Here is a 12,409-nt window from a genome sequence, read left to right as displayed (position 1 = left end):
GCGAGCGACCCATGCAAGAGCCACAGCAGTACTACGCCAATCACGCCACGTTCGAGTTGCCGGCGGCGCTGAAGGACAAGACCGTCCACATGTTCACGCTGAAGGACGACGGTCCGAGCGAGTTCAGCGTCGTCATCTCCCATGCCGACGTGCAGCCGGAAGAAAAGCTGGAACAGTTCGGCGAGCGCCTCGTCGCGGAACTCAGGCGGGCCCTGCCCAGGTTCGAGCTGAAGTCGCTGAATGATCGCACGATCGACGGCGCGCCCGCCATCGAGCTGGCCTACAGCTGGCGCAATGAGGGCAACTTCATGCATCAGCGCCAGGCGATCACGCTGACGCAGGGCAGCAAGCCGGGGACGATCGTCGCGATGATGATCGCGGCGACGTGCCTGCGCTCGTTCAGCGACGAGTGGAACGCGGCCTTCGACGCCATTCTCGACAGCACGAAGCTGCGCCGTCCGTTATCCGCGGCGCCGGCGCCCCGCGTCACCGCGGCTCTGCCGCCGCCGACGTTGCCGACGATCTTTGCGTTGTCCGAGCCACGCAAGACGCTGCACGTCTTCGCCAACAAGGACGAGGCCGGCAATAGCAGCACCGCGCGCAATATCGAGACGGATCACTGGGAGTTCTACGACGCCAACGGCACGCGCCTGCATGCGAACGCGGCGCGCGCGTCCGGCGGCCTGTCGCTGCTGCGCCCGGCGGGTTCCGTCACACTGGAAAGGCGGCCTGAGGTGCTGGGACCGAATCTGCGCGAACGTCTGCACCTGGCGCAGTACATCCAGGCCAGTTCCGCCAGCGTGCCGTTCTACAGCCTGACGGAAGTGCGGGCCCACCTGGACGGGTTGGCGGAGCGCTGAGCGATGCCGGCCGCAGCAAGGCTGACCGACCCGATCGGCCACAGTCCGACGATGAGCTGGCTCCTGAAGGGCCTGCTCATCGGTGCCGCCATTGCCGTAACCGGCGTGCTGATCGCCGGCACGGGCGGGCTGGCGGCTGTCGCCATCGTCGGCGGCGCGGCGGCAATGGGCGCCGGGCTGGGCGAGGCGATGAGCACGATGAGCTTCGCGCCGAAGGAGGTCAGCGGCGCGATCTCGCTGATCGGCTCGACCGACGTGTTCATCAACGGTCTCGCGGCGGCGCGCGCCCACGTGGACATGGTGCTGTGTTCCAAGCACCCGGGCCCGCCGATCCCGATCGCCACCGGCAGCGGCCAGGTCTACATCAACGGCCAGCCAGCCGCCCGCGTCGATGACAAGACTGGCTGCGGCGGCGACATCACGAAAGGCTCGGGCAACGTCTACATCGGCGGCGGCACCCAGCAGACGGATACGATCAACCCGGAGAACCTCGTGCCCGAGTGGGTGCACGTGTCGTTGCTGGCGGTGGGTGTCGGCTCGGCCGTCGTGCTGGCGGGGCCGGTCATCGCGATTGGCGGTCTGGTCGGCGCATTCGCGGGCGGCTATGGCGGCAGCTGGCTGGGCGGTAAAGTGTTCGGTGAGGGCAGCGACGGCCAGAAATGGTCCGCGATTGCCGGCAGCTTCCTCGGCGGTTTCCTCGGCGCGAAAGCGGCGCCTGCCGCATGGCGGTTCGCCCAGCGCGTCCAGGTGAAGGTGGAGCCGGGGACGTTGGGGATGAACGGCGGTAACGTCCGTATCAGCCTCAGGCCGGTGCCGCCTCCGACGCCGACGCCGCCTGTTGGGGCCGGCGCAGTGGGCGACTTTACGGAAGTTCGATTCGGCCCGAACGGCGAGGTGTATGCAAAGCTTCCGGCGCCTTCAAATCCCGGCGTCATGCGTTGGCAACGCATGAATGGTGACGGCATGTCGAACCGTGACATGTATATGGGCAGCACGCCGTCCAAGGACTCGTCCATCGGCTTGCAAGTGCAGAACCGTATGCGGCGGGAGGGGGCGCTGACAGGCTCTGGCGATCAGCGCATGGTACTGGGAGAGGACGGGCAATGGTATCCGATCCAGGAAACGGACATGGGCCACGTACAGGCTGCGGTAGACTACTGGAATGCCGAGGGGCGATACTACGGTCCACGATCGCCCGAAGTGCGCCAGTTCATGAACGACCCGGATAATTATTGGCTTGAGCCAAGTTCCATTAATCGCAGCAAAGGCGCGCTAATGAGGCGCACGTATGAGACTCCTGCGACCGAAGCCGAGGTTAACGGATTTTTTGGTATTGACGACTTAGATTAAGGTAAGGAATGACTTTACAGCTCTCCGATTCAGTACACGCCCAGATTACGGAGCTATGCAAGGAAGGGGATAAGCTTGTAGCGGCCGGACAGCTGGAGGCGGCGAAAAGTAAATATATTGCAGCGTTGAAGTTGCTGCCACCGGACCACCATGCGTGGGAAGCGGCTACGTGGATTTATGTCGCTATCGGAGATGTACATTTTCGACTCGAAAACTATGATAAGGCGTTCAAATGTTTTTATAACGCCGTCCAATGTCCGAAAGGACTTGGTAATCCCTACATTCATTTGCGTTTGGGGCAGCTCTACTTCGAGCAGAAGAACTTTGATAAAGCCGCCGATGAGCTTACTCGGGCATACATGGGTGGAGATATCGAGATTCTGATGGAGGACGATCCAAAGTATCTTGAGTTCCTGGAATCTCGAATTTCCATGTGACGTGGTCGACTAGCTCCTCATCGAATGAAAATCAGAGATAAGCGAATTTCGGATCAGCGGCTATTGCTCAGCAATGTTGAGATCAACTCCCTAGGCCCCGACCTTGTCCTGGAGAACTGTGATATCCACTCGGATTGCCAGAGCAAGGCGTTGACAATCAGCGGCCTGACAATGACGGGTGGACGTTTCGTCCAGCAGGACAGGGCACTTACCGATTTTCATTTCGAAAGAGCACACTTTTGGGGCGTGAAATTCTTGGGCGACTTCAACGGGTGTACTTTCGGCGACTGGGATTCAGTGGAAGTTTCCTCTATCCGAGACTGTGACTTTACAGAGGCGGGACTCGAGGACAGCAGATTCCTGAATTGCGAGATCGAATCGATTCGACTGCCAAAATGGCCTGCTTTCACGATCGTCAATCCAGCCGAAGCCCGCGAGTTTGTGATGTCGCGCCCGTGGCCATCGAAAACGCGCATCGCTTTGGACGTCTATACCGACACCGATCCGGAATGTGTTGCAATCTGCGGTGATGCGGCACAGCTTGCTAAAAGAGACGACATTCCGCTGGATGAATTACGCACCTTGTTAAAAGCAGTTCCGGGAATGAAGATTATCGGCTGAGCCGCTCTGTGGAACACTGTGTTGTCAGGGTGCGCCATGCTCGTCCCGGACAGCCGCGCGAGGTTGCGGTTGGTTTAGTATGGTAGTCTCTGCTGCCTTGATCGGAATAGTTCCAGGAAATCACGCCTGGCGAACTGTTTCTGACTATGGCCACGCACCGGGAATTCAATAATGATACGGACGAAGTGACAGCAGCATCTATGTATTTGTTCAAGCCGGAAGGTACCCTTCAGATTATCCGCGAATCCTTCAACCCGCACCATACTGAAACGGCGAAATAAACGTGCGATGTGAGCGGAAATTATTCCGATGTGCCGGTGTCGGAAACTATGACGATTTAATACGGGTAGAGAGAGGTTAGGGTAACCCAAGACATCGTATCGGCATGAAATTCGACAGAGATATCGTGCTCGCTGAGCTGAGTCGATTTGTACAGCCCGTCGCGCTGATCGATACGCCGGCAGTTGCCTGCCCAGGCGTCGCCGTGCCTGCACAATGGTTGCGTTTCATTGAACAACAAATGGAACCAAACCTGCTGCTCCTTGCCGAATGGGACGTCATATCCCCCGATCTGCCGAAAATTGCCGAATTCCTTGAGGCCTCGTTGCAGCGGGTCTCCCTGCTGAAGGAGGCGAACGGTGCTACATCGCTTCTATATCAGTACACCACTGGCGGCCAACTGAACTTTTCCCGCGGTCGGCCGCCGTTGTCGCATGTGCCTGAGCGGTTGGCACCGCTGTGGGATCGCGTCCCGGCTCGGTTGCGCGACTTCCATACGCGGTTGCACGACGGCTGGACATTCTTGCCGGCCAATTCCATGGGACCACTGCCTGTGGCGGACTGGGCGTTTTTATCGGACGACAGATTCGATATCGATGAGGAGACCGCGAGCGCGATGAGCATCGACATTGCCAGGGTCGCGGCTGTCTTCCACAATGGTGGCGGCGACTATCTCTGCCTGAATTTTGCCGACAGCCTCGCCCCGGAGGCCACCGGTCTGATCTGGTGGCACGAAGACCCGGCCAACCCGGAGCCTGTCGATTTCTGGGGCGTGCTCGATGCGTGGGTGGGCATCTTCCTTGAAGAGGCCGACTGGCGGGGCCAAACATCCTGACACAATGACGGAGGTTCCCGATGCCCGCGGCAGCCAGACTAACCGACCCGATCGGACACAGCCCGACGATGAGCTGGCTACTCAAGGGCCTGCTGATCGGCGCCGCCATTGCGGTGACAGGCGTGCTGATCGCCGGCACGGGCGGCCTGGCGGCTGTCGCCATTGTCGGGGGCGCCGCGGCGATGGGTGCCGGGCTGGGCGAGGCGATGAGCACGATGAGCTTCGCGCCGAAAGAAGTGACGGGCGCCATCGCGACGACGGGCTCGACGGATGTGTTCATCAACGGCCTGGCGGCCGCCCGGGCGCACATCGACATGGCGCTGTGCTCCAAGCACCCGGGCCCGCCGATCCCGATCGCCACGGGCAGCGGCCAGGTCTACATCAACGGCCAACCCGCCGCCCGGGTGGACGACAAGACCGGCTGCGGCGGATCGATCACTAAAGCATCGGGTAACGTCTATATTGGCGGCGGGACGCAGCAGACTGACACGATCAACCCGGAAAACTTGGTGCCCGGATGGGTGCATGCATCGTTGCTGATCGTTGGTGTAGGCTCGGCGATCGTGCTGGCCGGGCCCGTCGTCGCCGTCGGTGGCCTCATTGGCGCCTTTGCCGGCGGGTATGGTGGCGGCTGGCTGGGTGGGAAGGTATTCGGTGAAGGCAGCGATGGCCAGAAATGGTCGGCTATCGCCGGCAGCTTCCTGGGCGGATTTTTGGGGGCCAAGGCGGCGCCGAAAATCCCGTGGACGCGACAGGGCGCGGCGAGCAGAACGGATGTGGTCGCTCAGAATGGCGGAACTGGGGGCTCAAGATACCCTCGTACGGAAGGGCTTGGAACGCACAGCAGTATGGCCGAGATGAAGGCAACGGGGGCGCTTCCTGGGGAGCATGGCGTTATCATTACTGATCGGACAGTGCGATTTGGCGATGTCTACGAGTTGGGAACCTTAGGTGGACGCAAAATAGAGTTTGCGCTGGTCACTGAACGTATTGACGGCGCGATTGTGAAGAAGCTGTACAGCGGGGATGGCTGGTCGAGCCCGGTTCCGCGGGATGCTCGTTTGATAGGTCACGTTCATCCTAATGACAACTCCATGAAGCTTTGGCCGTCTACGCAAGATATGAATATGGTCAATGCTCGTTACTTCAGGGAACTAAGCCAGAATCCAGACGCCAGGCCGGCACCTACGAGGATTTTCTGGGGGGCCGGCGATACTGACAATACGATTTTTTATCCGGGTTTCAATAAAGATCCTATACCCGTGAAAGGACGATAGCGTGGATAACCTTGAACAGCACGTGGAAGATTTCCTGTTTGGAACTGGTCTTCAGCTTGGAGACTACTACATCGAGCGAACGCCTTTCTCCGAGATGCTTTGTTATCGCAACGCCGAGGGGCGCGAATTTGATTTGCCGATAAGCAATGAGGAGCTGGCGACTGCCGTTTTTACGCGTCTGAAAGCGTTGAATGTCCGGATCGTCAATCTGGGCTGACTCAAAGGTCTTGCATATCACGCGTCTCTAGATATGCCGATGGGTCGATCTCGGCAGGCAATCGTTCGAGACGGTTTAGCTGACGGACGCACTTTTGGACGGACCGGTCATGCATAGCGAGAAGACGAGCCCGCTACACCCGAACGCACTCGAGGCGATGTCGATCGAGCCCGAGGACTTCGACGAAGCGTCGAATGCACTGATGGAACTGGAGCGGCGGGACAAGCAACGTGCTGCGGCAGTATCCTTGCGAATTCTCGAGGGCGATACCGGCGACGTGTTTTATCGCGCCTTCGCTTTCGAGGTGCTGTATTGCGCAGCACTGGACGATGCGGTGAGTTATATCGAAGCGCATGCCGCCACCGCAGAAGTGTATGTGCTTGGAGCGATGATTGACGCTATGACCGAAGATTCGAACGCCAGTGCCGATCAGAAAACGATACAGCGGGCAGCGACGCTGTTGAAAAAGGCTTTGAAAGTCCGATCACCGCCCGAAATTGTATCGATCTCGGAAAAGATCAGCCGTTTCGAAGAGGCATACCCGTAAGCATCCACGTTGATCAGCGAACGCAAGGAGAAGAATGACAGTGGCTTCTATACCCAGCGTTGCATCCCAGCCCCCCGACCCCATCCACGCCCAGATCGCCGATCTGTGCAAGCAGGGCGACAACCTCGCCGCAACCGGTCAGCTCGAACCGGCCAAGCAGCACTACCTCGCGGCACTCCGATTGCTGCCCGCCGAGCACCGCGACTGGCAGGCGGCGACGTGGATCTACAGCGCGCTGGGGAATGTGCACTTCCGGCTGGAGAAGTACGAGAAGGCGTTGAAGTCTTTTCAGAACGCCGTACAGTGCCCGGGAGGCCCGGGCAATCCATATATCCACCTCCGTCTGGGGCAGCTGTATTTCGAGCGCCATCAACTCGACAATGCGGCCGATGAGCTCACGCGGGCGAATATGGGCGGCGGCATCGATATCTTCATGGAAGACGATCCCCGCTATCTCGCCTTTCTCGAGACCCGGATTTCGCCGCGGTGAACCGGCCGCCGGAAAGCAGGTGACGATCGTTTAGCGCGCCAACCGCTAAACTACGCCGCAAGAATGCGGCACAACAGGCGGACGGCGCCACGGTTCCTATAATCGAGCCCCCATAACAGGACTGGAGACGCTCGATGAAAAACCATTTGAAACCGATTCTGCTCGCAGGCGCGATGCTGTGCTTCGTGGCGGGCAGCGCGCTGGCGGCGCTCGATTGCGCAAGCGCGGCGTCGGATCCCGATGGCGACGGCTGGGGCTGGGAAAACGGCATGTCGTGCCAGGTGGTGTTCAAGGGATTCCGCGTGGCGGGTGCCGTGTTGAACGATGCGAAAGGCAATGCCTTCGTCGCGCGCGGCGTCAACAATCCCCATGCGTGGTTCGATGCGCAGGCCTACAACGTGCTGGACAATCTGGCCGCGCGCCGCACGAACCTGGTCCGCGTCGTCTGGACAATGGGCGGCAGCGCAGCGCGGCTTGATCAGATCCTGACCGCCATCGAAGCCCGCAAGATGGTGTCCATTGTCGAGCTGCACGACGGCACCGGCAACAACGACGCCGCGCTGCTGCAGCGGATGGCCGACTACTGGGTGCGCAGCGACGTCCTCGCCGTGCTGAAAAAGCACGAACGCACGTCGATGATTAATATCGCCAACGAGTGGGGCGATGCGGGCAAGACGCCGCTGCAGTGGCGCGACGATTACAAGGGGCCCATCACGACGCTGCGCAACGCGGGCCTGACGACGACGCTCGTCATCGACAATCCCGACTACGGCGGCAATCCGAACGGGGGCCTGTGGTACGGCCACGACCTGCTGGAGCACGATCCGCGCCACAATCTGCTGTTTTCGGTCCACATGTACGGCACGTTCAACAACCCGGACGACATCTACAACGCCATGCGTGATTACCGCAGCAACGGGTTGCCGCTGCTGATCGGCGAGTTCGGCTACGACTACAACAACGGCGCCAACAACCTGAACTCCCGCGTCGATGCGCCGCGGCTGATGCAGTGGGCGCAGCAGTTTGGCGTCGGCACGGTGGCGTGGTCGACGGCCGGCAACGACGGCCCCAACGCGTGGCTCGACCTCCTGAGCGGCTGGTCGGGCACCACGAGCTGGGGCAACCTGGTGTGGTACAGCCAGTACGGCATCTACAACACGGCAAAGCGGGCATCAGTTTACTGACGCCCGCCGTCCGTCAGTCGTTCGCGTGCTGCACGAACACCGCGGCCGTGCGTGCAGGGATCGTGAAGCCGCCGGTGCGGGCGTCATACACGGACGCCTTGACGACGGCATCCGATCCCTGGCGCTGGATCGGGTGCAGCTGCAGCCTGCGTCCGCCCAGCTCGGGGATGGCGACGCTCTTCGCCGCCTTGTCCACGTTGAAGATGACCACGACTTCCTTGTACTTCGCGCCAGGATAGGCCGTGGGCTGCGTGCCCGACAGGCTCATCGCTACGATGCCCGGCACCTGGTCGGGGCCCGTGTTATGGAATTTCAGGCGGTCGATCACGTCCTGCGCCGTGCGCAGCCGAAACAGCGTGCTGTCCTTGCGGATCGCCAGCAGTTCCCCGAAGCCCGCGCGCGCCGCCAGGATGGCGCGGGTGTCCGGGGCGATCAGCGGATTGGCCAGCACGGGCGCCATGACCGGCCAGCTCGATTCGTTCGTGCCCGCCATCGGCAGGCCCACGCCGAAGTTGTTGGTCGAATAGCCGTAATCGAGGCGGTTAAACCAGTCGCCCGCGTTGTAGCTGTCGCGGTCGAGCGATTTCGAACGCAGGATCTCCTGGCCCGCATGGATGAACGGCACGCCCTGCGACAGCACGTTGACGGCGGCGCCCAGTGTCTGCACGCGCACGCGGTCGGCCAGCGACGTCGATGGCGGCAGCTTCAACGCGTTGACGTCGAACAGCGTCTGGTTGTCGTGCGCTTCGACATAGTTGATCGTCTCGGCCGGGCTGCCGGCGAAGCCCGCCTGCTGGCCGAAGTAGTTCATCTGCGCGTTGCTGCGCACGTTGCCGAAGCGGTCCGTGAAGCGGTAGTCGCGCAGCGTGCCGGAGAGCGCCACCCGGGCCAGGTCCGCCAGGCGCAGCGCGTCGTCGCGGGTCTGCGTCGACTGGCCGTTCGGGTCGAACCATGCGCCGTTGACGAATCCCTGCTGGGTGACCAGCGCGCTGCCCGTGTCGCAGCAGCCGCCGCCCCGCACCGTGTCGCGGATACGGTCGTTGAAGGAGCCGATGCCGGAGCCGAACATATTGGCCTGGCGCGCCTGGACGAAGCGCGCGTCGTTGGCCACCGCGCCGAAGTTCCACGCTTCGCCGTACAGGTAGATCGGGCGGCCGGCGGCCTCGTTGACGGCCGTCTGCAGCCGCTTCATCAGGTCCAGCGGCGTGAAGCCCATGATGTCGAAGCGGAAGCTGTCGATCTTGTAGTGCTTCGCCCACAGCTGCGCCGAGTCGACGATCAGCTTGGCCATCATCGCGTTTTCCTGGGCGGTGTCGGCGCAGCAGCTGTCGTTCAGCAGATTGCCCTCGGCCCCCTGGCGGTAGTAATACGTCGGCACGATGCGGTCGAGGATCGACAGCGGATCCTGCTGCGCGGCGCTGGTGTGGTTGTAGACGACGTCCATCGTCACGCGCAGTCCCGCTTCGTGCAGGGCCTGCACCATCGCGCGGAATTCCCGCACGCGCACGGCGGCATCGCTGGCGGTAGTCGCGTAGCTGCCTTCCGGCGTGTTGTAGTGGACCGGGTCGTAGCCCCAGTTGAAGCAGTCGCTGTCGCGCGTGGCCGCCACGGCGGCTTGCTGCGCCGTCCCATCGGGCGCACCGCCGGGAATGACGGGCGTGGTGCAGCCGGCTTCGTTGACGCTTGCGAAGTCGAAGGCGGGCAGCAGGTGCACATGCGTCAGGCCGGCCTTCTGCAGCGATTTCAGGTGCCGCATCGGTGCCGCTTCGGTGTCCGTGAACGCCAGGTACTTGCCGCGATGCGCCGGCGGGACCGTGCCGTCGGTCGCCGAGAAGTCGCGGATGTGCAGCTCGTACAGGGCGATATCGGTGGGCGCGTCCAGGCGCGGGATGCGCTGGTTGTCCCAGCCCGCGGGCTTCAGTTGCGGGCTGTCCAGGTTGGCGACAAAGCTGCGCTGGCTGTTGGCCGAGACGCTGACGGAGTACGGGTCCGTCACCGTGTTCGTTACCAGCGTGTTGTTCGCCCAGCGCGACAGCACCTGCACCGTGTAGGTGTAGTAGGCGCGGTTGGTCCACGACGCGTTGCGTGCCGTGTAGTGCCAGATGCCGCTGGCCGCGTCGCGCGTCATCGGCACCGTATCCGTCTTGCCGCCGACAGCGGCGCTGTAGAGATTGAGGCTGACGGATTTCGCCGTCGGCGCCCAGACGCGGAACGTCGGCACGCCCGCGCCGTCGAAGGTCAGGCCCAGCTGCTCCCGGCTGGCGTGCGCTGCAAAGACGTCGTCCAGCATGCCTGCCTGCTGCAAGGACGTGGCCTGCACCAGCTGGCCGGCCGCGTCGAATCGGGCGATGGCGAACTGGCCGCTGACGAAGCCGGCCAGGCGCGCCGCATCGGCGTCCGTCATGCGCAGGCCCGTCGCCGCTGCCAGGTGAGGATACTTCTGCCGGATCGCCTCCGGCAGCGCTGCGGCCTGCAACGTCACGCTGCCGTCCGCTCCCGCCAGCCCGCGCCGGGCGTCGGGGCTGGCCGTCATGCCGCCGTTCAGCGCGTAGTACAACTTGTAGGTGTCCCCCGTCGGCGCACCGGGCCATGCCAGCGTGGTCGCGGACAGCCAGTGCGCGCTGGCGTTCGTCAGGTTGCCGTAGGTGAGGGCGGGCGGGGTGGCGTACACCGTGCAGTCGCCTTCCAGCATCCAGACCTCCTGGCCGGCGGTAGACACGTCCGCGTTCAGCGGCGCCTGCTGGTCGCTGCCGCAGTTCTTGGCGCCGGTACCGTCCGTGACGAGAAACGAGATTGCCGTCTTGCCGGCCGCCAGCGGGATATCGACATAGCCGCCGAAGGCGTCGCGGCTGGCGAACATGAAGCGGTCGGCGATCCACGTCACGCTGGGCTGGCGCGGGCCGTCCCACGAATACACGCCCCATTGCGCTTCGTCGCTCTGGATGCGGTGGAAATGCATGCGGATACTGCCGGGCGCGACCGGCGCGGCCGCGGCACTGACGGCGGCGCCAAGGCGGACAGGTGCCGCGGCCGATCGCGTGTCGTCGCCGCCACCGGCCCCGCACCCGGACAGGAAGCCCGCACAGACGAACGCGAGCCCCAATCGTGAAGTCAAACTACTTCCGATGAACATATTGTCTCCTGATTGTTTTTGGAGAGAATGCCGTGCGTCCGCATACCGCAACGCTGTCCGGCTGCCTCGACTGTAATATTACTACCGCTTAGTCTGTATTTTTGTTGCACTGTATACTACGTTGTGTAGTTGATACATGCGCACGCTCCCTTGCGGGGCCCGATGCGGATACATTTCGAGCGACGTAATCACCGCGGCGGGCGCGTTGGGTCCCTGGCGGCCGGCCCGGGTCGCCGTTGTCGCCGATCCCGGCGATAATGCGTATCGCGAAAAACTGGGCAGCCGCGGAAGAAGGCGGCTGCAAACGGAGAAAAGACATGCATGAGCTGATATCGCAACTGGTCCGCCTGTACCTGCCGCTGGACATTCCGCCGCAAGCGGGGCTGGCGGAGCACCTGGAGGGGCAGGCCACCCGCCTGTTCGATCTGGGGCGGGACGGTGCCGTCCGCGCCATCGTCCTGCCGTTCGACGGCCGCGCCCACGGCAGCGGCACCGCCGCCTGGGAGCGGCTGTGCGAGGTGGCCAATGTGCTGCAGGCCGAGCTGGGTCTGCCGGCGCCGGCCGTCAGCATCGACGGCGCCACGGGCTACCGGCTGTGGCTGTCGTTCGGCCAGTCCGTAGACGTGGCGACGGCCCAGCGTTTCGTCGACCTGCTGTGCGCCGCATACTGTCCGGAAGTGGTACTGCCGGCGGGCGGGGTGCTGGCGCCTGTCGAGCTGCCGCCGTGCCGTAACGGTACGACCGGCAAGTGGGCTGCATTCGTCCATCCCGGCATGGGCGCCTCGTTCGCCGACGAGCCGGCGCTGGAGATGACGCCGCCTGCCGCCGCCCAGGCAGCGTTCCTGCAGGGGCTGGAACGCATCGATGCCGCGCAGCTGCGGCATGCGCTGGACGTGCTGGCCGGCGACGGCGGTCAACCCGAGGCGCAGCCTGCGCCCGGCCCCGGTTCCCGGGGCCTGCTGTTGCAGGACGCTACCCTGGAGGACATCGTCCGCCACCTGCACGCGAGAAATATCGAGCCTACCTTTCGGTACCTGATGCCATCGCGCTGAAGTTTCGGCGCTGGCATGGTTGCGCGGCTTCCCGGTTTCGCCGCTGCCTATTGCGGCTGTCCGTGGCGCGCTGCGTTGTGGGCACGCGTAACCGCCGGATGAAGCGCTGCTGCCGCTGTTTGCCGCA

Annotated in this window: 12 protein-coding genes; 11 read left to right on the top strand and 1 reads right to left on the bottom strand. The window is 63.0% G+C overall.

What is annotated here, in order from left to right:
* Window positions 1-11 precede the first annotated feature (11 nt).
* The 10 genes from E1742_RS04400 (at window position 12) to E1742_RS04355 (ending at window position 8,097) form a co-directional block, all read left to right on the top strand.
* Window positions 12-860 (top strand): DcrB-related protein, encoded by an 849-nt coding sequence (locus E1742_RS04400; RefSeq protein WP_166793418.1) that lies wholly within the window; start codon window positions 12-14, stop codon window positions 858-860.
* A gap of 3 nt (window positions 861-863) precedes the next feature.
* Window positions 864-2,210 carry a PAAR domain-containing protein gene (locus E1742_RS26345; protein ID WP_206076731.1) on the top strand — a complete coding sequence of 449 codons (1,347 nt, stop codon included), beginning with the start codon at window positions 864-866 and terminating at the stop codon, window positions 2,208-2,210.
* A gap of 8 nt (window positions 2,211-2,218) precedes the next feature.
* Window positions 2,219-2,647 (top strand): tetratricopeptide repeat protein, encoded by a 429-nt coding sequence (locus E1742_RS04390; protein WP_134383727.1) that lies wholly within the window; start codon window positions 2,219-2,221, stop codon window positions 2,645-2,647.
* 24 nt (window positions 2,648-2,671) lie between these two features.
* Window positions 2,672-3,268 carry a hypothetical protein gene (locus E1742_RS26340; RefSeq protein WP_206076783.1) on the top strand — a complete coding sequence of 199 codons (597 nt, stop codon included), beginning with the start codon at window positions 2,672-2,674 and terminating at the stop codon, window positions 3,266-3,268.
* A gap of 385 nt (window positions 3,269-3,653) precedes the next feature.
* Window positions 3,654-4,382: an SMI1/KNR4 family protein gene (locus tag E1742_RS04380; RefSeq protein WP_134383726.1), complete on the top strand. Its 729-nt coding sequence runs from the start codon at window positions 3,654-3,656 to the stop codon at window positions 4,380-4,382.
* A 20-nt stretch (window positions 4,383-4,402) separates the two neighbouring features.
* Window positions 4,403-5,659, top strand: a complete 1,257-nt coding sequence (locus tag E1742_RS04375) for a PAAR domain-containing protein (protein ID WP_134383725.1) — start codon at window positions 4,403-4,405, stop codon at window positions 5,657-5,659.
* A gap of 1 nt (window position 5,660) precedes the next feature.
* A complete protein-coding gene (locus tag E1742_RS04370) occupies window positions 5,661-5,876 on the top strand; it encodes a hypothetical protein (protein ID WP_134383724.1) in 216 nt (71 codons plus the stop codon).
* Between the two features lie 109 nt (window positions 5,877-5,985).
* Window positions 5,986-6,423, top strand: coding sequence for a hypothetical protein (locus tag E1742_RS04365; protein ID WP_134383723.1), 438 nt, complete (start codon window positions 5,986-5,988; stop codon window positions 6,421-6,423).
* A gap of 34 nt (window positions 6,424-6,457) precedes the next feature.
* Entirely contained in the window at window positions 6,458-6,913 is a 456-nt protein-coding gene (locus E1742_RS04360; RefSeq protein ID WP_134383722.1) for a tetratricopeptide repeat protein, read from the top strand.
* Between the two features lie 134 nt (window positions 6,914-7,047).
* A complete protein-coding gene (locus tag E1742_RS04355) occupies window positions 7,048-8,097 on the top strand; it encodes a cellulase family glycosylhydrolase (RefSeq protein WP_134383721.1) in 1,050 nt (349 codons plus the stop codon).
* A 13-nt stretch (window positions 8,098-8,110) separates the two neighbouring features.
* Here the strand turns inward: E1742_RS04355 and E1742_RS04350 are convergent, their stop codons facing one another.
* Window positions 8,111-11,212 carry an alpha-1,6-glucosidase domain-containing protein gene (locus tag E1742_RS04350; protein ID WP_229466516.1) on the bottom strand — a complete coding sequence of 1,034 codons (3,102 nt, stop codon included), beginning with the start codon at window positions 11,210-11,212 and terminating at the stop codon, window positions 8,111-8,113.
* A 335-nt stretch (window positions 11,213-11,547) separates the two neighbouring features.
* Between E1742_RS04350 and E1742_RS04345 the strand changes: the two genes are divergently transcribed.
* Entirely contained in the window at window positions 11,548-12,282 is a 735-nt protein-coding gene (locus E1742_RS04345; RefSeq protein ID WP_134383719.1) for a hypothetical protein, read from the top strand.
* Window positions 12,283-12,409: the final 127 nt, after the last annotated feature.

This window comes from Pseudoduganella plicata, from assembly GCF_004421005.1.
Classification (GTDB): Bacteria; Pseudomonadota; Gammaproteobacteria; order Burkholderiales; family Burkholderiaceae_D; genus Rugamonas; species Rugamonas plicata.
This window is presented reverse-complemented; position numbering and strand designations above follow the sequence as displayed.

What these genes read in the sequence shown, in the direction of transcription:
- E1742_RS04400 (WP_166793418.1), top strand. Translation starts at nt 12, where the DNA reads ATGCAAGAGCCACAGCAGTACTACGCCAATCACGCCACGTTCGAGTTG.
- E1742_RS04380 (WP_134383726.1), top strand. Translation starts at nt 3,654, where the DNA reads ATGAAATTCGACAGAGATATCGTGCTCGCTGAGCTGAGTCGATTTGTA.
- E1742_RS26345 (WP_206076731.1), top strand. Translation starts at nt 864, where the DNA reads ATGCCGGCCGCAGCAAGGCTGACCGACCCGATCGGCCACAGTCCGACG.
- E1742_RS04345 (WP_134383719.1), top strand. Translation starts at nt 11,548, where the DNA reads ATGCATGAGCTGATATCGCAACTGGTCCGCCTGTACCTGCCGCTGGAC.
- E1742_RS04390 (WP_134383727.1), top strand. Translation starts at nt 2,219, where the DNA reads ATGACTTTACAGCTCTCCGATTCAGTACACGCCCAGATTACGGAGCTA.
- E1742_RS04375 (WP_134383725.1), top strand. Translation starts at nt 4,403, where the DNA reads ATGCCCGCGGCAGCCAGACTAACCGACCCGATCGGACACAGCCCGACG.
- E1742_RS04360 (WP_134383722.1), top strand. Translation starts at nt 6,458, where the DNA reads ATGACAGTGGCTTCTATACCCAGCGTTGCATCCCAGCCCCCCGACCCC.
- E1742_RS26340 (WP_206076783.1), top strand. Translation starts at nt 2,672, where the DNA reads ATGAAAATCAGAGATAAGCGAATTTCGGATCAGCGGCTATTGCTCAGC.
- E1742_RS04365 (WP_134383723.1), top strand. Translation starts at nt 5,986, where the DNA reads ATGCATAGCGAGAAGACGAGCCCGCTACACCCGAACGCACTCGAGGCG.
- E1742_RS04355 (WP_134383721.1), top strand. Translation starts at nt 7,048, where the DNA reads ATGAAAAACCATTTGAAACCGATTCTGCTCGCAGGCGCGATGCTGTGC.